This window comes from Olleya sp. ITB9 (assembly GCF_001315805.1).
Taxonomy (GTDB): Bacteria; Bacteroidota; Bacteroidia; order Flavobacteriales; family Flavobacteriaceae; genus Olleya; species Olleya sediminilitoris.
In genome coordinates, this window is record NZ_BCBW01000010.1 from 62,030 (window position 1) to 85,891 (window position 23,862).

Sequence of the window (23,862 nt, forward strand, 5' to 3'; positions counted from 1 at the left end):
AATACCTTATTTTTATACTCTAATTTAAAACTTAGATGAAAATAATAGCAATGATTCCTGCACGATATAGTGCATCTCGTTTTCCTGGTAAATTAATGAAAGATTTAGGAGGAAAACCTGTCATTACACGTACTTATGAAGCAACAGTTGATACCAAATTATTTGATGATGTGGTGGTGGTGACTGATAGCGATATAATTTATGACGAAATCAATAAAATTGGTGGTCATGTTTTAATGAGTAAAAAAGAACACGAATGTGGTAGTGATCGTATTGCAGAAGCTGTTCAAGATTTAGATATAGATATAGTCATTAATGTGCAAGGCGATGAGCCTTTTACTGATGCTGAGTCTTTAAAAAAACTGATTCAAGTTTTTAAAGAAGATAAAGATCAAATAGTTGATCTAGCATCATTAATGGTAAATATTTCTAATTGGGAAGAAATTAAAAACCCAAATACAGTTAAGGTTATTGTTGATCAGCAAGATTTTGCGTTATATTTTTCAAGAAGCCCAATACCTTATCCAAGAGATGAAGCTGTAGCTGTAAAATACTTTAAACATAAAGGTGTCTATGCTTTTAGAAAACAAGCTATACTTGATTTTTATAATTTACCAATGCTAACGCTTGAAGCTTCAGAAAAGATTGAATGTATTAGGTATTTAGAATACGGTAAACGGATTAAAATGGTTGAAACCGATATTGAAGGAGTAGAAATTGATACACCTGAAGATTTAGAACGCGCAAAAAAACTATGGAAGTAGATTACAGTCATATTAAAGTTATCGGTTTTGATGCTGATGATACACTTTGGGTAAACGAAACGTATTTTAGAAACGCTGAGCAAGAATTTGCTAAACTTTTAAGTCAGTTTGAAACCGAAAATAAAATAGACCAAGAACTATTTAAAATGGAAATTAAAAATCTTCCAGTATATGGTTATGGTGTAAAAGGTTTTGTGTTATCCATGGTAGAAATGGCTTTAGAGCTTTCAAACCATACGGTTTCAAATGTAACTATATCTAAAATTTTAGATATAGGTAAAAATATGATTAATGAAAAAGTAGAGCTGTTAGATGGTGTAGAGGAAGTACTTAAACAATTATCTAAAAAGTATAAGTTAATTGTTGCCACTAAAGGTGATTTACTGGATCAAGAACGTAAACTAGAAAAGTCAGGATTGTTAGATTATTTTCATCATATTGAAGTTTTAAGTGATAAAAAAGAAGCTAATTATTCTAAATTACTAAACCATTTAGAGATTAAGCCTTCAGAATTTTTAATGATTGGTAACTCTTTAAAATCAGATATTTTACCACTTGTTAATTTAAAAGCCAGTGCCATACATGTTCCGTTTCATACAACTTGGTTGCATGAGCAAGTAGATGTTAATACCAACGATTTAAAACAATATCAAACACTTAAAAGTCTAAAAGACTTACCCAAATTATTAAAATTATAATTGAAAACATTAGATATAAATACCTGGAACAGAAAACAGCATTTTGAGCATTTTTCAAAATTGAAGGATCCTTATTTTGGGGTAACAATTCCTTTTGATGTAAGCAAAGCCTACGCTTATGCTAAAGTTAATAATGTAAGCTTTTTTGGTGTTTATCTTCATGCATGCATGACCGCTATAAATGCAATAGAAAATTTTAAATATAGAATAGTAGATGATGCTATTCAAATTTGTGATACTATCCATGCTTCGGCTACAATTATTAGAAGTGACAAAACCTTTGGTTTTTCTTTTATAAATTATGATACAGACTTAAATGTGTTTTTATCTAATTTATCTGCCGAAAAACGAAGAATTGAAAACTCATACGACCTGTTTCCACCAGTTAATGCTAATAATTGCATACATTGCTCAGCATTACCTTGGGTGAATTTTTCCGGTCATAAAGAGCCCACTTCAGGCGCAGTAGAATCTGTTCCTAAATTAGCATTTGCTAAAGCAATTAAAGAGAATGACCAATTAATGATGAATGTAGCAATTAGTGTTAATCACGCTTTAGTGGATGGTTATCATATTGGTTTATTTTCAGAATTATTTCAAGAACAATTAAATAAGTAATAAATTTACAAATAAAGACTAAAAGTCAATGAGTTATAAAAATTTTCCAATGGTGTCAAATGTAGTATTTGGACGTGGTAGTTTTAATCAATTAGCAGATATTATTCAGCCTAAAAGATTAAACACTAAAGCACCATTTATATTTTTTGTAGATGATGTCTTTAAAGGAAATGCTTGGTTAACCTCAAGAATACCATTATCCTATCAAGATAAAATAGTTTTTGTATCTACCAAAGAAGAACCAAAAACAGAACAAATAGATCAGTATGTAGAGGATATTATACTAAACTTTAAAGAACGTCCTTCTGGTATTATAGGTATTGGAGGTGGTTGTTTGCTAGATGTAGCAAAAGCTGTTGCTATAATGCTTAATAATGATGGAGAAAGTAAAGATTATCAAGGTTGGGATTTGGTAAAAAATGAAGCTGTTTATCATGTTGGTATACCTACAATATCAGGAACTGGAGCAGAAGTTTCTAGAACAACTATTTTAACTGGTCCAGAACGTAAATTAGGTATCAATAGTGACTACACTCCTTTTGATCAAGTTATATTGGATCCAGAATTAACTAAAGATGTACCGACTGATCAATGGTTTTATACAGGAATGGATTGTTATGTACATTGTATAGAATCTTTAAAAGGAACCTATTTAAATGCTTTTAGCCAATCTTATGGTGAGAAAGCATTGGAGCTTTGCAAAGATATTTTTCTAGGAGATAATTTAACTGAAGAAGAAGCGCAAGATCAATTAATGATGGCTAGTTGGCATGGAGGAATGAGTATTGCCTACTCTCAAGTCGGTGTAGCACATGCTATGAGTTATGGTTTAGGTTATTTATTAGGTATCAAACATGGTATTGGTAACTGTATTGTTTTCGATCATTTAGTAGATTATTATCCTGAAGGAGTAGCAATGTTTAAACAAATGAAGATTAAACATAATATAACTTTACCTCAAGGTATTTGTAAAGATTTATCTGACAAAGATTTTGATATTATGATAAATGTTGCTTTAAGTTTAGAGCCTTTATGGGAAAATGCAATTGGTGAAAACTGGAAAGACACAATAACTCATGCAACGCTTAAGGCATTATACCAAAAAATGTAATATGTACTGGTTAGCAAAATTTATATATTTTAAAGTTATTGGCTGGAAAGTAGTTGGAAATACCAATTTTTCTCAAGACACGATTAAAAAAGCTGTTTTTATATCTGCACCACATACTAGTAATTTTGATTTTATTATAGGCATACTATTACGTAAAGTTACTCAGGTTAAAACTAATTTTATTGGTAAAAAATCATTATTTACGTGGCCATTTGGTTATTATTTTAGAGCTGTTGGTGGTGTACCAGTAGACAGAAAAAACAAAGAGAACAAAGTCTTATCTATTGCTAAGCTGTTTGAAAATAAAGAAGAGTTTAGATTAACCTTAGCACCTGAAGGTACTAGAAGTAAAGTAGAGGAGTGGAGAACAGGTTTTTACTACATAGCAAAACAAGCCAATGTACCTATCATTATGTTTACAATGGACTTTGGTAATAAGCAAAACAAAATATCAGAACCTTTTTACCCAACGGATGACGTAGAAGCTGATTTTAAATATATGAAATCTTTCTTTAAAGGAGTTAGAGGTAAAATTTCAAAAAATTCGTAATAAAATAAGTTTTTTTATTAAAAATTAAATTTTGGTACGGGATTTGTAATACTATAATCGTAGTACTTGATGAAACATACAGTAAACTTCAGTCACTAAAAAGAAACATTAAAACTACTACGCTTACACAAATAAAAAGCGCTTTTAAGTTTATCTTAAAAGCGCTTTATTTTTTATAGAATTTAAATTGTTTTATTTTTTATTAGGAATTTCCTCAGTTTCACAATTAAATAAACTTTGTTCCATAATTAGTTTAGAGACACCTTCTGGTAGCATTTGTTGCCATCCATCTTCTCCAGAATTTATCATTTTTAAAACCCTTCTAGAAAACACCTCTAGTGTACTTGGGTCAAAGTCTGTGATATCTACAACCTTTCCATTGTATTTAAAGAATTTATATAATTCTTTCATTCGTGGATGTACTTTTAAAGTATCACTGGTAGTTAAAGTACCATCTTCATCTTTCATTGGGTACAGGTAAACACGTAAATCTTTAAAGAATAATTTACCAAATGCTTCTAAGATACCACCACTTAAGTGTCTGTAATATTTCTCGTCAAAAATATCTACAAGATTATTTACTCCCATTGCTAATCCCATTCTGTTTTTAGAATATTGAGAGAAGTATTCTACCAATTTATAGTATTCTTGGAAGTTTGAAATCAATACAGTATGTCCTAAAGAGCATAACAAACGTGCACGATCCATAAAATCTTGCTCATCAATTTCACCTTCAGCTCTTAGGTTAGATAAAGTAATTTCAAAAATAACCTGAGTATTGTTTTCGTCTACTTTATTTTCTTTAATAAACATCTCCAAAGACTTCTCATACATGTCAATATTAACTTTAGTTACAGGTCTAAAACTACCACGTAACGCTAATATATTTTTCTTGTATAAAACTCTTGCTGGTAATACATTATTTCCGTCAGGAGCAAACATGACAGCATCAGTCATTCCGTTTTTAACTAATTGTAAACTCATTAGACGGTTGTCTACATCTTTAAAAACTGGACCAGAAAAGTTAATAGTATCAATTTCTATTTGATCTTTATCTAAGTGATCATATAAGTAACGTAACAGCTTTCTAGGTTCGTTATACTTATAAAAAGCACCATAAATTAGGTTTGTACCTAAAATCCCTAAAGTTTCTTGTTGTAATCTTGCATCGTTTTCTTTAAAACGTATGTGCAAAACAATTTCGTTATATTCTTCTTCTTCAGGATCAATTTGATATTTAATTCCTACCCAACCATGTCCTTTATATTTTTTAGCAAAATCAATAGTTGCCACAGTATTAGCAAAACTAAAAAACATTTTGTGTGGATTTTTTTCCCTTCCAATACGTTCTTCAATTAATCTAATTTCATGAGCTACCATTTTACGTAAACGTGCTTCAGTTACGTAACGTCTATCGTTTTCAATACCATAAATAGCATCACTAAATTCTTTATCATAGGCAGACATTGCTTTTGCAATAGTACCAGATGCTCCTCCAGCTCTAAAAAAGTGACGCACAGTTTCTTGTCCAGCTCCAATTTCAGAAAACGTTCCGTAAATATTTTCGTTTAAATTAATACGTAATGCTTTGTCCTTAAGAGACGGAATATTTTCAAACTCTTTATCTCCTTTTAGCCTTATTTCCATATAAAATTTACAATGATGTTAAGTTTTACAAAGGTATCAAATAACTATAGCAAACAAAAAAAATATTCTATTTTTGTGAGAAATCTTCAACCATTGAAAATAACATTTTTAGGCACAGGTACATCACAAGGAATTCCTATTATAGGAAGCACTCATCCTGTGTGTTTAAGCCAAAATCCTAAAGATAAAAGGTTGCGTGTTTCTATAATGATAGAGTGGGATAAAAATACATTTGTTATAGACTGTGGACCAGATTTTAGACAACAAATGTTACTTAATAATCCTACTAAAATTGATGCTTTATTATTTACACATGAGCATGCAGACCACACTGCTGGATTGGATGACATAAGACCATTTTGTTTCAGACAAGGCGAATTGCCGATTTATGCACATAAACGTGTGATTAACGAGCTTAAAAAGCGTTTTGAATATGTTTTTGAAACAGAAAATAGATATCCTGGAGCTCCAACAGTAGCTATTAATACTATTGAAAATAAGCCTTTTGAGATTAATAATAAAACAATTATTCCTATTGAAGGTTTGCATTATAAGCTTCAAGTATTTGGTTTTAGATTTGAAAATTTTGCTTATTTAACAGATTTTAAAACAATTACTGAAACCGAATTAGATAAACTTAAAAACTTAGATGTATTAGTTATAAATGCTTTGCGTATAGAAGCCCATATTTCGCATTTTAATCTAGAAGAAGCTTTAGCAATTATAAAAATATTACAACCTAAACGTACCTATTTAACACATATTAGTCATTTGTTAGGGTTCCATGAAGAAGTCCAAAAACAATTGCCAGATAACGTATATTTAGCTTACGATCAATTACAAATTACGATTTAAAAAAACTTAAAAAAATGAAGAACAAAATCTTTATGTACCTGTTTATTTTTACATTACTAATAGTAGTGTTTCAATATGTAAATTCTAAAAAAATATTAGAAGACAGTAGTAAACGTATTGAAGTTTTAAGAATTAATAACGAATCCATGAAGGATTCTTTAACAACTTTAAATGATGAGTTATCAGATTTGTCATTGTTTGATTTACGTTACAACCAAGATGCAAAAGATTATTTTTATAACAAACAATTAGATACTGAAGCATTAATTCCGTTTTTAAAAAACGAATTGTATAAATTAAATGAAACCGATGGAGAACATCCTTTAATTCCTTTTGCTGCTTCAGAAGGTAGAAAATTACAATTTAACACCATTAAAATGTTAAATCACAGATGGATTGTTGCTGATTTTTCTGACGGTCAATTCTGGGGAGAATTACTAATACAATACTTTATAACTCCAGAACAAAATGTTGATTTTGAAGTGCTAGATTACCTTTTATATACTAGATAAGGTTAAGAAATATTTTTTCAATCTCAAAGATTCAAAATAAAAAATCCCTAATTAATAAATAAGCATTTATAATTAGGGATTTTTTTGATTATTTAATTGTAGTGTTTAAATCAAGTTCACTAACCAATCTTTAAATTCGTAAAAATTTTGAGGAGCAACACCATGTCCAACCGGAAACTCGCTAAACTGATGTTTAATGTTTAATGCTTCTAAGAATTTTGGAGCTTGTCTTGCCCAATCCACAGGAATAACTTGGTCTACAGTACCATGTGATCCGTAAAAGTTAAGGTGTTTATAAGCCGAAGCATCTTTAGCAGTAAATAAATCTTCATTGACATAACCACTTAAAGCGATAATATTATTTACTTTTTCTGGGTATGTTAAAGCTACTGCATAGCTTAAAATACAACCTTGGCTGAAACCTAATAAGGATACACTATCTTTATTCACAGGATAGTTAGCAATAGCCTGATCTATAAATGTAGCTATTAAATCTCTAGATTCTATGGCTTGATCATTATCGCTCCATTTACCTTGTTCTGCATCAAAATTAATAGCATACCATGCATTACCATAGGGTTGCATTGGGTAAGGTGCTCTAACAGATATTATAAATAATTCTTCTGGTAACTCTGTTGCAAAGCTAAATAAGTCGTTTTCGTCACTTCCATAACCATGAAACAAAATAAGTAAAGGCGCATTTTCTTTTAAAGACGATGGTCTTGTGATGTGATGTAAGTTAAAGTTTTCCATTATTTACCTAGTCCTTTAAAAATTTTTTGAAAAAATGGCCCAATAACCGGAATTGGTTTCATGGATCCATTAATAGCTGTCATTACACCTAAAAACAAAAGTGCTCCCATACTTATCCAAAATGCAATAGAGATTTGGAAGTTGTCAAATTGACTAACAAAATAGGCAATAAACATCCATAAAAGACATAAGCCTAACCCTTGTCTGTTATGAAAACTTGTAAATTCATTTTTCTTTTCTCCATTCATTATTATAGCAATAACGCTACCAATTATGGTTAAATAGCTAACGACTGCTAGTGTTTTTCCTTCTTCAATGGTGTTTTTTTGATTCATTATATTATAATACTGTTTTATTATTTGCGATTATTCCGTAGGCTTTTCCTTTTAATTCTTGATCTAAAAAGGCACTGTTTTTTGATTTTGAAACAATATCACTTTCCGCGAAAGCGTATTTTAAATCAGGATTAAATAAGGTTAGGTTTGCTATTTCACCTTCATTAATACTATTAATTTTTTGACCAAATCTAGTTTTTCCTTGTGTTAATAACTCAATAGCTTTTTTTGTAGAAACTACTGTATTTAAAGCTCCAAATGCACTTTCAAGTCCAATGGTGCCAAAAGCAGCATGATCAAATTCTACTTTTTTGTCTTCAATTGTTTTTGGATTATGATCACTGGTTACCATATCAATGGTTCCGTCTTTTAAACCTTCAATTAAGGCATCAACGTCCTTTTTAATCCTAAGTGGTGGATTGACTTTGTAATTGGTGTCAAATTGAACCAAAACATCGTCAGTTAAGCATAAGTTATGTATGGCAACACTACAGGTTACATCAAGTTTTTTGTTTTTAGCTTCTCTTATTAGAGCAACACTTTCAGCAGTTGAAATGGTTGGAATATGTAGTTTTCCTTCCGTATATTCAAGTAAAAATAAATCTCTAGCCACTTGCATAGCTTCAGCTAGATTGGGGCTTCCTTTTAAGCCTAAAGAGGTGCTTGTCAATTCTTCATTAACAATTCCTTTGCCAGATATTTTTGTTTCAATAGGAAAAGAGCAAACTAAACCATCAAAATTACTTGCATATTGCAGCGCTATTTTTAATAAATTAGGATTACTTATAGGTTTTTTGTAATCATAAAAAGCAACAGCTCCTGCGTTTTTCATATCAAATAATTCAGCTAAATCAATACTTTCACTGTGTCTAGTTAAAGCGCCTATTGGTAATAAGTTAACTGCATTGTTTTGTGCTTTAGATAGTACAAAAGCTACATTGGCATTGGTGTCTATAATTGGATTTGTGTTGGCTTGTACAGCGACACTAGTAAATCCAGATTTTGCTGCAGTTTTTAATCCATTAGCAATGGTTTCTCTATCTTCAAAACCAGGTTCTCCAAAACTAACACTACTGTCAAACCAACCTTGTGAAACGTGTAGATTATCTAAGGTTATTGTTTTGTAATTGTTAGTATTATCAATGTTTTTAGCAATTTTAGTAATCTTACCTTTTTCGATTAAAATATCGCAAACTTGGTTATTAAATTTGCTAGAAGGATCAATTATTGTTGCTGTTTTTATTAAGGTGTTCATTTAAAATATTTTAAGATGAGCATTTCTAAAATTAGTAACACGAGTCCCAAAATTACAAACCATTTCCATAATTCCTTAACTTTAGTATCGTTATTTATGTTATCTAAAACAGTAGTAATCGAGTTACTAACTGTTGCGTTATTAATGTTGTCTAGATTAAGGTAGTTTAAGTTACTCTCGGTACGATTGTAATTATAACTAACATTTTGCAATATTTTGGTTTTATCTTTAATATCATAAATACCAGCTAATTCTGGTATGTCATTAGTTTTGATAAGGACTTTATTATTAAAATAATATTGTTCTGGGATGATTTTGTCATTACCATTAACTAAAGTTAATACCGCATCTTGCTGTAAATTTGTAGCCACATCATAACTAGTATTTTGCCCAATGGTATAATATAATGTTGTTGTGTTTAAACTTTGCTTTGCTATTTTGTAAAACGTTGGAACAATTAAATTTATATTTTTAAAATTTGAATTATCCGTATTTATAGGAGCCGAAAAGACATACAAAGACTGGTTTTGTGATAAAAAAGGTTTGTTATCTTCAAATTGTAAAATTGGTGTTGCTTTTAGATTTATCTGAGGAAAATAACGTTCTACTTTTGGATATTGAAAATTATCTACTCTTTTTTCAAATACACCATTAGCATACAGTGGATGTGCATAATTTATGGTTGTAATACGCTTTTGGTTGGCGTTTATTGCGCTAAAAGGTGCAATGTTAAATCGCTGTAAAAAGGTGTTGTAATTATTAAGGTTTCCGTTTGTGTTTGGTATAAAAACAACCGAACCTCCTTGATCCGCAAAAGCTTTTAAAGCAGTGGTTAGACTTTCTGGTAAAGCTTCAATTTCATTAATAACCACTAAGTTTTGTGTGTCAAAAAGACTATAATCTAATGTGTTTGTAGTTTTTGTAGTAAAAGTGAATTCATCTTCTGTGAAAATTCGACTTAAATAACTGTCATTAGTATTACTAATAGCTAAAACATTAATTTTTGAAGGCGAGTTTATATTGAAATATAAGCTATTATCAAATTGTAATTGTGTGTCTTCAATAGTTATTTTTCCTTTTGTAACTTGATCATTAGGAATAGTAAATACAGTGGATGCTTTTTTGTTTAAATCTACAGTGGCTTTGGATAATAAATTGTCGTTATTATAAATTGAAACTGGTAAATTAATTTTTGATATACTATTACTTTTTAATATAACAGATAACTCTATGTTATTAGATGTTTGTTTGGAAATATATAAACTATCAATACTTATATTACTTGTACTTTCAGGTTTTAATTGCACTAAATTTACAGTTAGATTTGTATCTTTTTTAATAGTGAAATCAGTATTTTTTTGCTGAAAATCTGAAATAAAAATCAAGTTTTTTACGGTATTATCTTGATTGTTAAATGTTTTTTTTGCTTTAAGTAAAGCTGCATTATAACTTAATTGATTTGAAGAATAATTAAGTTGTAATAAGTCGTTTTTAATAGCTTTAATTGTAGTATTTAAGTACGTTTCTGTATTTGTGACAATAGATAGGTTTTGGTTTTCAGGAAGGGTTTCTATTAAATCCTGAATAGCACGTTTTAATAATGGACCTTTATCACCTTTTGCTTGCATACTAAACGAGTTGTCCAGATAGATCACAGTTTGTTTAGCTGTATTGAATGCTTTTATTTTTGAGGTAAAAGGTTGTGCAAAAGCTATAATAATAGCTGCTAATAAAAGTAAACGAGTTAATAGTATTAACCATTTTTTTATGGTAGCACTTTTACGAGTTTGTAATTGTACTTTTTTAATCACATCAACATTGGTAAAGTACTCTTTTTGAAACTTTCTAAGCTGAAATAAATGGACAATAATAGGGATAAGCAGTAAGAAAAGCGCGTAAAGAAGTTCTGGGTTTTTAAACTGCATTAATTTTAAAGTTTGTCAAAGATAATAATTGCATTTATATAATAGCTATTCACAAAATAACATTTTAACAAAATCTTAATGTTTATATCATGTAACAAATTATACTTTTAAGCGTCTTTATTTATAAGACCATTAACAAACATAATAATTAACAATGAAAAAACTATTAGTAACTACTTTAGCAACAGGACTTTTATTAGTGGGTTGTAACAGTTCAAAAACAACCGACAAATTGGCGTCACAAACTCCAATTGCAGCATCCATTGACTTGTCTAAAGTCGTTAACGATAAAGCTCCTGTAACCATTAACCCAGGACGTTTTACAACACAAACTGTAACTTATAGATTACCAAGAGTTGTACAAGGGACTTACTCTGTAAGTGATTTTGGAAAATATATTGACGATTTTAAAGCTTTTGATTATAAAGGTAACGAGTTGCCAACTACTAAAGTAGATACTAATACGTGGACTATAGCCAATGCTACACAATTAGATTATATTACTTATAATGCAAACGATACATTTGATCAAGAAGCTAATTCTGGTGGTGGAATAGGAGGAGAAGTACCATTTTCTCCTGCTGGAACAAATATCGAGCCTACAAACTACGTTTTAAATTTACACGGATTTATTGGTTATTTTGATAGCCTTAAGGATAGCCAATATAGTTTAGACGTTACTGCACCAGTAGATTTTAAACGAACATCTGCATTACAAGAAACAGGTAAAACAACTAGCGAAGATGGTAAATTTGCAACTTCAAGTTATTTTGCACCAAGATATTTTGATATTACTGATAATCCAATGTTTTATGGAGAATTAGATGTTGAAGAATTTCAAGTTGGAGATATTAAAATTGTATTAAGTGTTTACTCGCCTAACAAAGTACATACAGCAGCAAGCATTAAAGAAGTAATGGAAAAAATGATGCAAGCTCAAAAAGCATATTTAGGAGACGTTAATAGTACACCACGTTATGATATCTATTTGTATTTATCTGAAGGAAAGCCAGAATCACCTAAAGGATTTGGTGCATTAGAGCATCATACGTCTACAGTTGTAGTTTTAAGTGAAGATTCTCCTTTTGAAACTTTAGCCGAAAGCATGATAGATGTTGTATCTCATGAGTTTTTTCATATTGTAACACCATTAAGTGTGCACTCTGAAGATGTACACTATTTTGATTACAACCAACCAACATTTTCTAAACATTTATGGATGTATGAAGGTGTCACTGAATATTTTGCTACTTTATTTCAAGTAGATCAAGGTTTAGTAGATAATCAAGAGTTTTATGGAGATATTTTATCCAAAATACAAACATCTGCTAACTTAGATGATAGTATGAGTTTTACCGAAATGAGTGAAAATGTTTTGGATGAACCTTATGCACCACAATATTATAACGTATACATGAAAGGAGCCTTAATAGGTATGTGTATTGACATTATTATGCGTGAAGAAAGTAACGGTAACAGAGGTATTTTATCTTTAATGAAAGAATTATCTAATAAATACGGAAAAAACAAACCGTTTGAAGACGATAAATTAATTGATGAAATTATCGCAATGACTTACCCAAGTGTTGGCGAATTTTTAAATACTCATGTTGTTGGAGGTACACCAATAGACTATTCTGTTTATTTTGAAAAAGTAGGATTAAAACTAGATTCTGGTCGTGTAAAAACTAATTATATCCAAAACGATGGAGCTTTAATTTTTACTCCAAATCGTGAAACTATGACTATTCCTTTTAGCGAAGCTGTAAAAGACAATAGCTTTTGGACAGAAAATGGAGTGTTACCAGGTGATGTTATAAAGACTGTTGATGGAGAAGCCTTAACTATGGGTTCTGCACAAAAGATATTAACTAATATGTACATGTGGCAACCAGGTAAAGATATTAATGTGGTTTTAGATAGAGCAGGAAAAGAGGTTGTTATCAAAACTAAATTAACACAGTCTTATACAACAGGAACTAAATTAAACGAAAATCCTGAAGCAACTTCTGCTCAAAAAGCAGCAAGACAAGCTTGGTTAAAAGGCTAAATATTTATTAAATAGTTTGGCACAAAAATTGAAATGTTTAATTTTAAACAATGATTTGTAGACACTTACATTTTAATTAAGATACAAACTTAAAAAAATATTACAATGAAAAACTTTATTATGATTGCTTTTGCTTTATTTTTAGGATTAAGCACAGTACAAGCACAAGACGCTAAACAAATTGAAGATGCAAACTACGTTATACTTTTAGATAGTAAAGTATATCATTACACTGCAACAGGTGTAGAACAGTTGCGTAAAGAGTTAAAATTAAACAATGGGACTTTAGTAAAAACTGATGGAACTTATATTACAGATAAAAAAACTTTAAAACTTGAAGATGGACAATGTTTAGGTATGAGTGGAACATTATATATAGATCAAGAAACTCTAAATAAAAAGCTTATTAAATACATGAAGCAATCATAGTATATAGAATTACTTATATAAAAAAGCCTAATCTTTAGATTAGGCTTTTTTATTTTTCTATGGTAAAGGTGAACGTACTTCCTTGATTTAATTGTGAGTTTAGACTTATGGTACCACCTAATTTTTTGACCAAATTTTTAACTGTAAATAAGCCAATACCTGTACCTTTTTTACCTTTAACGTCTGTTTGATTGTTGTTATTAAATAATTCAAAAACGTTTTCTTGTTGCTGTTTAGCTATACCATTACCATTGTCTTTTACTGTAAAAGTATAGTGTTTTTGATCTTCAGTAAAACTCAAATAAACTTCAGGATTAGCTTTATTATTATATTTTAAGCCATTATCAACTAGATTAATTAAAACTTGTGTAACAGCAGCAATATTAGTAAATATTTGGTTGCTATAGACTGTTGTTTTTAATTGGTTATCATTCAATAAAAGTATACGTTGTACCTCTTTAAACAAATCATTTACATTTATATAATCTTTGTCTTCATTTAATAACTCGTTAGATTTATAATGAATCAATATTCCGTCAATATAATTTTTTAAAGATTGGGCTGAGTCTTCAATATAGCCTAAAAATTCAGTAGACTCTTTAGTAAGCGTATTTTCTTTTTCTTCTTTTAATAAATCAGTTAAGGATACAATATTAGCTAAAGGAGATTTAAGATCATGAGACACATGACTAGCAAACTTATTAAGCTCGTTGTTTCTTTCAGTTAACTCTTGTTTAGTTTGATCTAACAACCTGTTGCTTAGTCTTAATTCGAATAAATTAATAACCTGTTTTGCAATGGTTTTTAATACTTGTTTTTGTGAGTCTGATAACTGTCTAGGTTTATGATCGTAGATACATAATGTGCCTAAAGGATAACCATTTTTGGTAATCAAGGGTACACCAGCATAAAATATTGTTTGATAAAGTTCAATAATTGGGTTGTCTTTAAATCTTGGATCAATTCTAGCATCTTCGACTATAAAAATGTCATCTTGTAATATGGCATGACTACAGAATGAAGTATTTCGTGGTGTTTCATTAAAATCTAGTCCATAGTGAGATTTAAAAAAATTACGATCTGCGTCTAAAATGGTAATTAATGAAATTGGAACATCAAAAATTGTAGATAATAAACTAGTAATATTATCAAAATCACTTTCTGGTAAGGTGTCCACTAATTTGTAATTGTTGACTTCAGATTGTCTTTCAATTTCATTAATTGGATAATCAGGTATTATCATTTGATCGTATTATTTTATAATAGTTACGTATACACTTAATAAGTTGGATTTAAGATACTAAAATTTTTCAAAGACACCTAAACCAAATAAGGCAAAATCATATTTAACTGGATCATTTACATCTAGTTGCCTTAAACTATTGTCTAATTGGGTTAAAGCTTTTCCATCATTTTGTATTCTGTCTAACAATCCTAGTTTACGTGCCACATTTCCAGAATGTACATCTAAAGGACAGGATAATTGAGCAGGAGAGAGGCTGTCCCAAAGCCCTAGATCTACTTTAGTGGTATTGGGTCTTACCATCCAACGTAAAAACATATTAATGCGTTTTGCTGCACTATTTTTAAGAGGATCACTAATGTGTTTTTGAGTACGTGGTAAGTGTTCTATTTCAAAAAAAGTGTGTTTAAATTGATGGATAGATTGTTGTAAACTGTTTGATGTTGCATGTTTAGCAAAAACAGCTTCTAAACCATTATGGTTAGTGTAAATATGTTGTAAGCCTTTAATAAAGGCTATAAAATCTACACCATTAAAAGTACGATGTACAAAGGTTTCAAGTTTTTCTAAATCAGATTCTTGATGATTCATCACAAAATCAAATGGAGATTGTTCTAATAAATCCATCATTTTATGACAATTATTTATAATGCTTTTACGGTTTCCCCAAGATATAGTTGCGCTTAAAAAACCTGCAATTTCTATATCTTCTTTTTTAGTGAATAAATGCGGAATTTGTATTGGATCACTATCAATAAATTGTGGCGTATTATATTGTTCTACTTTACTATCAAGAAACTCTTTAAGGTCTTGCTGTGTCATTTATTAATTGGTTACTGAATGATAAATGTATTTGAAGTTGTTGTAAAGATATTGCTATTTGAAGTTTCTATAGTTAATGTTAGCTTAAATTCTGTTTGTGACGGAATTGTTTCATTAAAAATGAATAAGACATCATCTGGAGATTTTTGATGATTCATATTTGTTTCAGATGGATTGTAAAGTTCTACTATATCCATAGTGTTTTCAATATCATAATATGAAAAACTCATTATTTGATTTAAGCTTTCTCCAGCTGCTATACCATTAATTTCAGTATTTGCTGTAATGTTTAGATTTGTTATTTGAGATTCATAAACATAAATATTATCAGGACAAGTTGTGGCTAATGCTGAATTAATATTAGTATTGGAAAACATAGATATATCCTCTAAATCATAGATTAAATTTAAATATAATACAAAGTCTTCAGTAGTTGTAACTTGTGAGTTGTCTGTTAAATTAACAATTTCAATAGATTGTAAATTAACTAGATAGGTTTTTTCTTTACAACAAGAAAATAGAAGGCATTGAATAGCTAGAAAGCATCCATAAACATACATTGATTTTTTTAGCATAAAATTGTTTTTTACAAGATGCTAAAAGATGTATTTAGTTGCGTTTAAAAGTGTTAATTATTCTAATAATAATAGAGCTGGAATAATTAAAATACCATTGTAACACGCGTGTAAAAGCATAGAGTATGTTAATCCTAATCTTACGCGTATGTAACCAAATACTAGACCTATAACTATTTGTGGAGCTACTAATAATGGTGAAAGTAACAATATTTGTGATGTTATTTCAAAATTAAAAATGTGTACATATCCAAACAGAATAGCCATTAGGTAAAACGCTATTTTAAAATACTTTGTACTAAATAAGGTTAGAGGACCTCTAAATATTAATTCTTCAATCACAGGAGCCATAATTACAGCAGTAAAAATTATAGTAAAAGGAGTTTCTTCCTCCATTAATTTATTAATCGCATGACTATCTTGACTGTATAAACCCAAACTTTCAAGTGCACCAATAAACAATCCAAATCCTAAGCCTAATAAAATACATATTGGAATTGCTGTAAAAACAATGCTTAATTTTTGGGACGTTGTAACGTGTTTTAATTGTTTTAAACGCGGATTTTTAACATAGTTTAGTATGGAGTTAAATAATAGCTTCATAGTTATATAATGTTTCCGTCTACCATAGTTAATTTACGATCTGCTAAATTTGCTAAAGTTTTATTGTGTGTAACAATAACAAAGGTTTGTCCAAATTGGTCACGTAATTTAAAAAATAGGTTATGTAAATTTTCAGCACTTTCACTATCTAAATTTCCAGAAGGTTCATCTGCAAAAATCAGTTCTGGATTATTCACTAAGGCTCTAGCTACAGCAACACGTTGTTGCTCTCCACCAGACAACTCGCTTGGTTTATGATTATAACGGTGTGATAAGCCTAGAAAATCAAGCAATTCTTTAGCTCTGTTTTCAGCTTCGTTTTTATTAGTCCCTTTAATATAAGCTGGAATACAGACGTTTTCAACAGCGGTAAACTCTGGCAATAATTGATGAAACTGAAATATAAACCCAATATGATGATTTCTAAATTGTGCTAATTGTTTTTCGGTTAAACCAGTAATATCTTTACCGTTAATTTCTAGCTGACTTTCTTTTTTATTTTCAATAAAATCTAAAGTTCCTAAAATTTGTAATAAAGTTGTTTTTCCTGCTCCAGAAGCTCCTACAACACTTACAATTTCGCCTTTTTTGATATGAACATCAACACCTTTTAGTACGTGTAAATCTCCATAATATTTATGTATATTTTTTGCTTTAATCATAGTTATTTATAAAGAACGGAAATTACTACTTTATAAATTATTAGACAACAAATAATGACTTAGCTTTGTTTTTTTAAGACGTTTTTAATATCGTTATAGTCAACAAAATAGACTAACCTTAATGAAACAGTGTTGCGTTGTTCTTGTTTAAATAAGTCTGATGTACTTTCAAACAAGTTAGCTTCAGAGTCGTTAGATAAGTTAAAAATCTGATTACGATATAAAGCTGTTAGTTGACTTCCTGGTGCAAATTGCCATGTGTAGCTCAAGTCTAAATTCCAAGTATTAAAATTAATGTCTGGATCGTAATCTGGATCACTATTTATAGTGTTTTTAGTGTAAATAGAAGACCTTTCTAGACGTCCATTATCCTGTAAAACATACATGTCGTTATCATAAGTTACAGTACTTAAATAGTTTCTAAAACTTAAGGTTAAAGCATTAAACGAGTTGAAGTTGTAACTACCAGAAATACTTGCTGTCATGTCTACGCGATCACGTTGACCAAAAATAATCCTATCGTCAATATCTTGACCATTTACATAACCTCTATCTGCTGTATAGTTGTCATAGTCAAAACCTAATACCATTAAAAACTTATCGTTAAATTTAAATCTTGGATTTAAACCAAACCAAATATTGTTAAAATTTTTGCGTGTGTCATTAAATAAACGTCCATAACCAAGATTAGCATCTAGAGCAAAAAACAAGTTGTAATTACTGGATATCCATGCGTTAGATTGTGCATAGTTTTCGGTAATAAAATAGCTGTCAAAGCCATTTCTAGGTTCAAAATAGTCATATTGTTTACCAAAATTAAAATTACCATTTATACCTAGATTGTGTAATGTTTTAGTTTGACCATTAAAGTTAAAACCAGTATTAGCACCTGTAAATGTATTTGGATTAGCCAGTTGGTTATAATTTATCCAAGTACCAAAATAAGTATTGTTAAAGGTTTTTCCTGGCTCAAAGGTACGATAGCTAACTTCTGCATTAAAATTGCTGTAATTATTTCTAAATAATATACCAAGGTCATTAATATCATAGTTTTCATCAGCATAATCATAAGTCGCGCTATAACGTAAATTACCACTATTTTTTCCTAATCCAACTCTTGCTGTATAGCCATTATCTTTTGATGCTACATCATTAAAGGTGCTCATTTTAACTTCTGCAATTGCTCCGTAAGTGTTTTGCTTGTTAACTAAATCTAATAATAATCCTGTTACATTAGCGTCTCTAAAATCACCATCTCTAGTTACATTAGTATTAATTAAGGTTACAGCAGAGTTTTTATTAAATTGTTGGTCTAAAACCATGATATTGTAATTGGCTAATGGCTCAATCACTTGGCTACGTTTTTGACCAGTTTCTGTATTAGTGATGTCTACTGTTGTTTTTTCTGTAATAGCATTAAAAAAACCAATACCTAGACCTTGTTTTGTACGACCAGAAACTTTTACAGCATTTAATAGTTGTACTTTTTCAGGAAACTCTTCAAAAGTTTCATTGTCTTGAAGATTTAATCTTCCTGAAGCACGATCTCCAATGCGTCTAGAGTAAAATAAGTTTCCTTTGCTAAAAAGGTCAACACCTTCAGTAAAAAATTGACGTTGTTCAGAAAATTGTTGTTCAAAAGGACCAAGGTTTAATTGTACATCATCAAAACCTGCTTGACTAAAGTCAGGTATTAATGTAGCATCTAAAGTTAAGTTTTCGGTTAAACCGTACTTAATATCCATTCCTGCAGCAAAATCGCTTTCGGTTTCACCATCAAAAGTACTAACTAATCCAGAAGCATATGGAAAAAAGCTTAATCTTGTAGGAGGACTAATGTTTTTAATCCCTTTTAATTCAGCGTTATAAAGTCCTGCATTACCTTTGGTAACATCAATTGGACTCCAAGTCATTTGTTCTCTAGTTTTACGATAATGTCTATGAAACTGAATTCCCCAAGTTGGATCCTCTTGTTGCGTAAAACGTAAAGCACGATATGGTATTTTAATTTCTACAATCCAACCGTCATCAACCATTTTGACACTACTTTCCCAAACCGCATTCCATCCAAAGTCTTCACCATAATTTGGGCTTTCAACAGCATCAGCTTGTGTACCAGAGCTAAAAACGAAAAATTCGGTATTATTTTGTGCATCATTATTTGGATTAAATATCAACCCAAAAAAATCAGCTTGACCAAAATTATCACGCTGTGTAAATTGGCGCATGATGTCTTCTTTTACATCATAACAATATGCAGCAACGTAGATCCCAGAATCGTCATATGTCATTTTAACAGATGTTCTTTTATTGTCTGGAGCAACATCACCAACATCAGGTTTAAACTCGGTAAAATTTGTTGCAATTTGTGCATCATTCCAAGCCTTGTCATCTAAAACTCCATCTATTTTAGGAGGATGGTCTGTGCGTTTAATTTGATACGTTGGTTTAACTTGTGCTAACGTTTGTAGTGATACAAAAATGACTGATAGTAAAGTAAAAAAAGATTTCATTTAATGTTTTGGTTGATGATTACTGAACTAAAGACTAACTATTTTTAGCATTGTTACAGTTTGATTTTGCAAAACTATATTTGAACTAAAAAAAATCTCTTAATTAAACGTTAAATATTTCTTTTACCTATAGTTGAATAAATATAAGCTATGTAAAATTGGTTATTTTTATATTATGAAAGAAGAAAATTTACAAACAGCAACTTTTGCAGGAGGCTGTTTTTGGTGTACCGAAGCCGTATTTTTACGCATTAAAGGTGTTAAAAAAGTAGTTTCTGGTTACACAGGAGGTACCATTAAAAATCCAGCTTACAGAGAAATTGGTACAGGTAGAACAGGTCACGCTGAAGGCATTCAAGTTTTTTATGATGCTACAATTGTTGCTTATACAGAGCTTTTAGAGTTGTTTTTTGCCACACATGATCCTACAACTTTAAATAGGCAAGGACATGACATTGGAACGCAATATAGGTCTGCAATATTTTATAGTACAGAAGATCAAAAAGATAAAGCAGAAGCTTTTATACAATTGCTAGAAGACCAAAACGTATTTAACGATCCAATTGTTACAGAAGTTACCCAATTAGGTCCTTTTTATATAGCAGAAGACGTGCATCAAACTTATTATGATAGAAATAAAGAAGCCTCTTATTGTCAGTTTGTTATTGATCCAAAAATTAATAAATTGAAACAATATTATACTGCTAAGTTAAAAGAAAACTATATTTAAGATGCTTTACAAAAAAAATGAAGAATATAACATGTAGGTTACTGAAGATGTCAAACAGCCTTATAAAGTTATTATTGAATAGTTAGGTAAAGATAGTTGACACAAAGAGTTATTAAAACACCAGAACATGTAGCAAAAGCAATGTGAGTTTTTAACTTAAGGTTATGATTAATATGTTGCTATTTTTTTTGGAATACTATTTGCTTTCTATTAATTAGAAATACAAAATATTATAAATGAATATTAATAACACAAACAAATACACCAAACTTTTTTTAGGAATTATCTTTGATGCTTTAGGTTATGTCAGCTTTATTATACCTGGTATTGGTGAGTTTTCTGATATTATTTGGGCTCCAGCTTCGGCTTGGTTGATGACAAAATTGTATAAAGGAAGAATAGGTAAAATTGCAGCTGTATTTTCTTTTATAGAAGAAGCTTTACCTGGTTTAGATATTATACCATCATTTACCTTAATGTGGTTTTATACTTATATATTTAGTGATCAGGCTAAATCAGATCAAGTAATGCCTAAATAATAATTAATTAAAATAGTTTCCATATTTGCACACGTAATTAGATGTGTTGTAAACGTTAAGTTTGGCAATAACCTGAAATTTGTAATATGAAACAAATATCAAACTTTGGGATTTTTACACTACTATTTGTTAGTAGTTTAACCATAATGGTAGGTACAGTTATTGCGCCTTCATTATCAGGTATAGCACAACATAAAAGTTTAGCATTTTCACCTAGCTGGTTAATTACTTTACCATCACTAGGCGTTGTTCTTTTTGCACCAATAATAGGACGATTATTACCTAAATTAGGTACAATTAAACTTTTAAGCTTAGGACTTATACCATATGCAGTATTAGGTTTTATTGGTGCGTTTATTACCAATAATTATATATTAATATTAGATCGCATTTTACTTGATGCAGCAACTGTTGCTATACAAGTATCAGTCACAGCTTATATTGCAGATTTCTTTACGGGAGAAGCTAGAATAAAAATGATTGCTTGGCAAGGCATGTCTATAGAGCTAGGAGGTGTTGTGTTTTTAGCTATTGGTGGTGTATTAGGTCAAATACATTGGCAATTTCCTTTTTATATTTATTTAGTAGCTATTATTTGTTTGTTTTTGGTCGTTAAAACATTGCCAAAAACTAAATTTAGATCACAGAATATAACAACGGATACAAACGTAAACAAAAGGAACACAAGACAGGTAAACCTAATATTTATAGCGTCACTTTTAGCTATGATGTTGTTTTTTGTTGGTTTTGTAACTTTACCCATATACTTACCAAATTCTTTTGGTTTTACAGAGTCAGAAACAGGATATTTAATGGCTTTTATATCTGTAATAGCTATTATTACAGCAAGCCAAATGCCTAAAATGGTAAGTGCTTTTGGAGAGAGTAAAACTGTAACCATAGGATTTGTTTTTTTTATGCTAGGCTATTTAGTATTATCTACAAAACTAAGTCTACCGTTTTTGGTGCTAACTACTATTTTTATTGGTATTGGTTTTGGATTTACAATTCCATTATTAAATCATATGATGTTAGAGGTAAGTACCTTAAAAACTCAAGGTAAAAACTTAGGATTATTTTCAATGGGTGTGTTTGGAGGGCAATTTTTATCTACATTTATAGAGTATGTTTCTAATAATTATACTGCAATCTATGCAATTTCAGCAGGATTGGCAGCAATAATTGGAAGTGTTTTATTCTTTCTTTTTTCAAAAAAAAACTAAGTATTAAATATGAGAAAAATCTTCTTACTTTTGAAGTAGAGTTAAAAGTAAATGAAGACAGAGCAGTGGAATAGTAAAATTATAATTGTTGAACAATTTGAAAGTAATAACCAATTACTATCAGATGCTTCTATGGGAATTTACTTTCATTTAGCAGATAATAACCAGATGATTATTCATTTTAAACCTTTAAATGAAGTGTTTAAACAAGAGGTTTTCACTACATCTGAAGGTCTTTTAATAAATTTTGAACGTGATTTAATAGATGAAGATAATATTGAATATGCTTTAGATGTCATGTCATTATTTAATAAATACCCAAAGTTTATTTTAAACAAATTAGTAGAAATTAAGCAAGTACAAAGTATTATAGGTTTACTTAAAACTTAATATAATAATAAAGAGGCCTCTTATATAATGTTTAAAACAGTTTTGAAGGTTTTAATTTTACATTTAATACGATATCAAAACAATCAGTTTCTAGATCAAGAATTAAACCAAAAAAGGGTGTTTCAGTTTTTAGAACTTATGGAAACAGAGTTTTTAAATCAAACTAAAGCCTTATTTTATGCTAATAAAATTGGAATAAGCACTAAAAGATTAAATCAAATTTTAAAAGAAAAATTAAACCTTACAGCTAAGCAAATCATACAACAGCGACAAGTAACTGAAGCAAAACGAAGACTTATTAAAAGCGAAATAACGACTAAAGAATTAGCTTATTTACTGGACTTTGATTCGGTTAGTAGTTTTTCAAGGTTTTTTAAAAAAAATGTTGGTGTTAGTCCAACCATTTTCAAAACAGATTATAAAAAAAATATCCCGTAAATTTTACGGGATATTTTTTTATTAAATAATAGAAATTACTCTACTACTACAGGGAAAATAGCCATAACATCTGTTTCTCCACCAGCATTAGTACTATCACCATCACTTACGCCTTCACCAGACTTGTTTGGTAAGTGCTTTAACACTATTGTAATGTTTCCTGTTGATGCAACATCAGCAGTTGTTAAAGTAAATTCTAAACCTAATGGATTTCCGTCACCATCAAAATCTAAATAAGCAAATGTTGCTACATCTCCTGATGCTGTGTAAAAAAATTGGTGCTCATCATCCTCTTCTTCAATTTCTTCATTAATTGATTCAGCAGGACTTTCTGTTTCATTTAATAACTCTAAGCTTACATTATAAGTTGTGCCAATTGCTAATGGAGAAGATACTGTAATTACCGCATCATCTGGACCATCATCACCATCTGAATCTTGTTTTTGTAAAGTAATTTCTGTTCCTCCACCAACTGGAGTTAATGTAGCTGTTAAAGTTGTGATAACTTCCTCTTCATTTACAGGTACTGGGTTGTCTGTAGCATCATCATCGTTAGAGCATGATACAAATGCAATAGCTGCTAATAAAATAAGAGATAATTGTTTTAAATTTTTCATTTTTA

The 23,862-nt window shown here is 29.9% G+C and carries 26 protein-coding genes; 14 read left to right on the forward strand and 12 right to left on the reverse strand.

Features of this window, described 5'->3' with window-relative positions; translation table 11 throughout:
* Positions 1-35: 35 nt before the first annotated feature.
* From kdsB to ITB9_RS01905, 5 genes are read left to right on the forward strand one after another with little or no spacing between them, the layout of a single operon-like run.
* A complete protein-coding gene (kdsB, locus tag ITB9_RS01885) occupies positions 36-764 on the forward strand; it encodes a 3-deoxy-manno-octulosonate cytidylyltransferase (protein ID WP_054850905.1) in 729 nt (242 codons plus the stop codon).
* A complete protein-coding gene (locus tag ITB9_RS01890; RefSeq protein ID WP_054850906.1) occupies positions 755-1,462 on the forward strand; it encodes an HAD family hydrolase in 708 nt (235 codons plus the stop codon). Before kdsB ends, ITB9_RS01890 begins: the two co-directional genes overlap by 10 nt.
* On the forward strand, positions 1,463-2,080 hold the full coding sequence (locus ITB9_RS01895; protein WP_054850907.1) for a CatA-like O-acetyltransferase: 618 nt from the start codon (positions 1,463-1,465) through the stop codon (positions 2,078-2,080).
* A 28-nt stretch (positions 2,081-2,108) separates the two neighbouring features.
* Positions 2,109-3,191, forward strand: a complete 1,083-nt coding sequence (locus ITB9_RS01900; RefSeq protein ID WP_054850908.1) for an iron-containing alcohol dehydrogenase family protein — start codon at positions 2,109-2,111, stop codon at positions 3,189-3,191.
* 1 nt (position 3,192) lies between these two features.
* Positions 3,193-3,741: a 1-acyl-sn-glycerol-3-phosphate acyltransferase gene (locus tag ITB9_RS01905; protein WP_054850909.1), complete on the forward strand. Its 549-nt coding sequence runs from the start codon at positions 3,193-3,195 to the stop codon at positions 3,739-3,741.
* A gap of 192 nt (positions 3,742-3,933) precedes the next feature.
* Here ITB9_RS01905 and ITB9_RS01910 read toward each other — a convergent pair whose 3' ends face one another.
* Positions 3,934-5,388 (reverse strand): hypothetical protein, encoded by a 1,455-nt coding sequence (locus tag ITB9_RS01910; protein ID WP_028289853.1) that lies wholly within the window; start codon positions 5,386-5,388, stop codon positions 3,934-3,936.
* A 93-nt stretch (positions 5,389-5,481) separates the two neighbouring features.
* On the opposite strand from ITB9_RS01910, the gene ITB9_RS01915 reads away from it, so the two are divergent.
* Both ITB9_RS01915 and ITB9_RS01920 read left to right on the forward strand, forming a co-directional pair.
* Positions 5,482-6,243, forward strand: coding sequence for an MBL fold metallo-hydrolase (locus ITB9_RS01915; protein ID WP_054850979.1), 762 nt, complete (start codon positions 5,482-5,484; stop codon positions 6,241-6,243).
* Positions 6,244-6,257: 14 nt separating this feature from the next.
* Complete coding sequence (locus tag ITB9_RS01920) at positions 6,258-6,755, forward strand: hypothetical protein (RefSeq protein WP_054850910.1); 498 nt, start codon at positions 6,258-6,260, stop codon at positions 6,753-6,755.
* A 105-nt stretch (positions 6,756-6,860) separates the two neighbouring features.
* Here ITB9_RS01920 and ITB9_RS01925 read toward each other — a convergent pair whose 3' ends face one another.
* Genes ITB9_RS01925 through ITB9_RS01940 form a run of 4 tightly spaced genes read right to left on the reverse strand, consistent with a single transcriptional unit; the run spans position 6,861 to position 11,023 of the window.
* On the reverse strand, positions 6,861-7,508 hold the full coding sequence (locus ITB9_RS01925; RefSeq protein WP_028607476.1) for an alpha/beta hydrolase: 648 nt from the start codon (positions 7,506-7,508) through the stop codon (positions 6,861-6,863).
* Entirely contained in the window at positions 7,508-7,843 is a 336-nt protein-coding gene (locus ITB9_RS01930; protein ID WP_054850911.1) for a hypothetical protein, read from the reverse strand. The genes ITB9_RS01925 and ITB9_RS01930 overlap by 1 nt, the downstream gene beginning before the upstream one ends.
* Positions 7,844-7,847: 4 nt before the next feature.
* A complete protein-coding gene (locus tag ITB9_RS01935) occupies positions 7,848-9,098 on the reverse strand; it encodes a dihydroorotase family protein (RefSeq protein WP_054850912.1) in 1,251 nt (416 codons plus the stop codon).
* Entirely contained in the window at positions 9,095-11,023 is a 1,929-nt protein-coding gene (locus ITB9_RS01940; RefSeq protein ID WP_054850913.1) for a VWA domain-containing protein, read from the reverse strand. Before ITB9_RS01940 ends, ITB9_RS01935 begins: the two co-directional genes overlap by 4 nt.
* A gap of 154 nt (positions 11,024-11,177) precedes the next feature.
* On the opposite strand from ITB9_RS01940, the gene ITB9_RS01945 reads away from it, so the two are divergent.
* Together ITB9_RS01945 and ITB9_RS01950 are read left to right on the forward strand one after the other, a co-directional pair.
* Entirely contained in the window at positions 11,178-13,073 is a 1,896-nt protein-coding gene (locus tag ITB9_RS01945) for a peptidase M61 (protein ID WP_054850914.1), read from the forward strand.
* A 105-nt stretch (positions 13,074-13,178) separates the two neighbouring features.
* Positions 13,179-13,502, forward strand: a complete 324-nt coding sequence (locus tag ITB9_RS01950) for a DUF6799 domain-containing protein (RefSeq protein ID WP_054850915.1) — start codon at positions 13,179-13,181, stop codon at positions 13,500-13,502.
* Between the two features lie 49 nt (positions 13,503-13,551).
* Here the strand turns inward: ITB9_RS01950 and ITB9_RS01955 are convergent, their stop codons facing one another.
* The 6 genes from ITB9_RS01955 to ITB9_RS01980 are packed head-to-tail and all read right to left on the reverse strand — an operon-like array spanning position 13,552 to position 19,920.
* A complete protein-coding gene (locus ITB9_RS01955) occupies positions 13,552-14,745 on the reverse strand; it encodes an ATP-binding protein (RefSeq protein ID WP_054850916.1) in 1,194 nt (397 codons plus the stop codon).
* Positions 14,746-14,802: 57 nt separating this feature from the next.
* Positions 14,803-15,567, reverse strand: a complete 765-nt coding sequence (locus ITB9_RS01960; protein ID WP_054850917.1) for a TIGR02757 family protein — start codon at positions 15,565-15,567, stop codon at positions 14,803-14,805.
* Between the two features lie 11 nt (positions 15,568-15,578).
* Positions 15,579-16,142 carry a hypothetical protein gene (locus ITB9_RS01965; protein ID WP_054850918.1) on the reverse strand — a complete coding sequence of 188 codons (564 nt, stop codon included), beginning with the start codon at positions 16,140-16,142 and terminating at the stop codon, positions 15,579-15,581.
* A gap of 57 nt (positions 16,143-16,199) precedes the next feature.
* Positions 16,200-16,745 (reverse strand): CPBP family intramembrane glutamic endopeptidase, encoded by a 546-nt coding sequence (locus ITB9_RS01970; RefSeq protein ID WP_054850919.1) that lies wholly within the window; start codon positions 16,743-16,745, stop codon positions 16,200-16,202.
* A gap of 2 nt (positions 16,746-16,747) precedes the next feature.
* Positions 16,748-17,407 (reverse strand): ABC transporter ATP-binding protein, encoded by a 660-nt coding sequence (locus ITB9_RS01975; protein ID WP_028607468.1) that lies wholly within the window; start codon positions 17,405-17,407, stop codon positions 16,748-16,750.
* Positions 17,408-17,466: 59 nt separating this feature from the next.
* A complete protein-coding gene (locus ITB9_RS01980; RefSeq protein ID WP_054850920.1) occupies positions 17,467-19,920 on the reverse strand; it encodes a DUF5916 domain-containing protein in 2,454 nt (817 codons plus the stop codon).
* Between the two features lie 175 nt (positions 19,921-20,095).
* Here ITB9_RS01980 and msrA point away from each other — a divergent pair, with 175 nt between their 5' ends.
* The 5 genes from msrA (at position 20,096) to ITB9_RS15765 (ending at position 23,240) form a co-directional block, all read left to right on the forward strand.
* A complete protein-coding gene (msrA, locus tag ITB9_RS01985) occupies positions 20,096-20,650 on the forward strand; it encodes a peptide-methionine (S)-S-oxide reductase MsrA (protein ID WP_028607466.1) in 555 nt (184 codons plus the stop codon).
* A 236-nt stretch (positions 20,651-20,886) separates the two neighbouring features.
* Positions 20,887-21,189, forward strand: a complete 303-nt coding sequence (locus ITB9_RS01990; protein ID WP_054850921.1) for a hypothetical protein — start codon at positions 20,887-20,889, stop codon at positions 21,187-21,189.
* Between the two features lie 86 nt (positions 21,190-21,275).
* Positions 21,276-22,412: an MFS transporter gene (locus ITB9_RS01995; protein WP_054850922.1), complete on the forward strand. Its 1,137-nt coding sequence runs from the start codon at positions 21,276-21,278 to the stop codon at positions 22,410-22,412.
* A gap of 51 nt (positions 22,413-22,463) precedes the next feature.
* Positions 22,464-22,802 carry a hypothetical protein gene (locus tag ITB9_RS15760; protein WP_261975534.1) on the forward strand — a complete coding sequence of 113 codons (339 nt, stop codon included), beginning with the start codon at positions 22,464-22,466 and terminating at the stop codon, positions 22,800-22,802.
* 42 nt (positions 22,803-22,844) lie between these two features.
* Entirely contained in the window at positions 22,845-23,240 is a 396-nt protein-coding gene (locus ITB9_RS15765) for an AraC family transcriptional regulator (protein WP_261975535.1), read from the forward strand.
* 35 nt (positions 23,241-23,275) lie between these two features.
* On the opposite strand, the gene ITB9_RS02005 is transcribed toward ITB9_RS15765, so the two are convergent.
* Complete coding sequence (locus ITB9_RS02005) at positions 23,276-23,857, reverse strand: hypothetical protein (protein WP_054850923.1); 582 nt, start codon at positions 23,855-23,857, stop codon at positions 23,276-23,278.
* Positions 23,858-23,862: the final 5 nt, after the last annotated feature.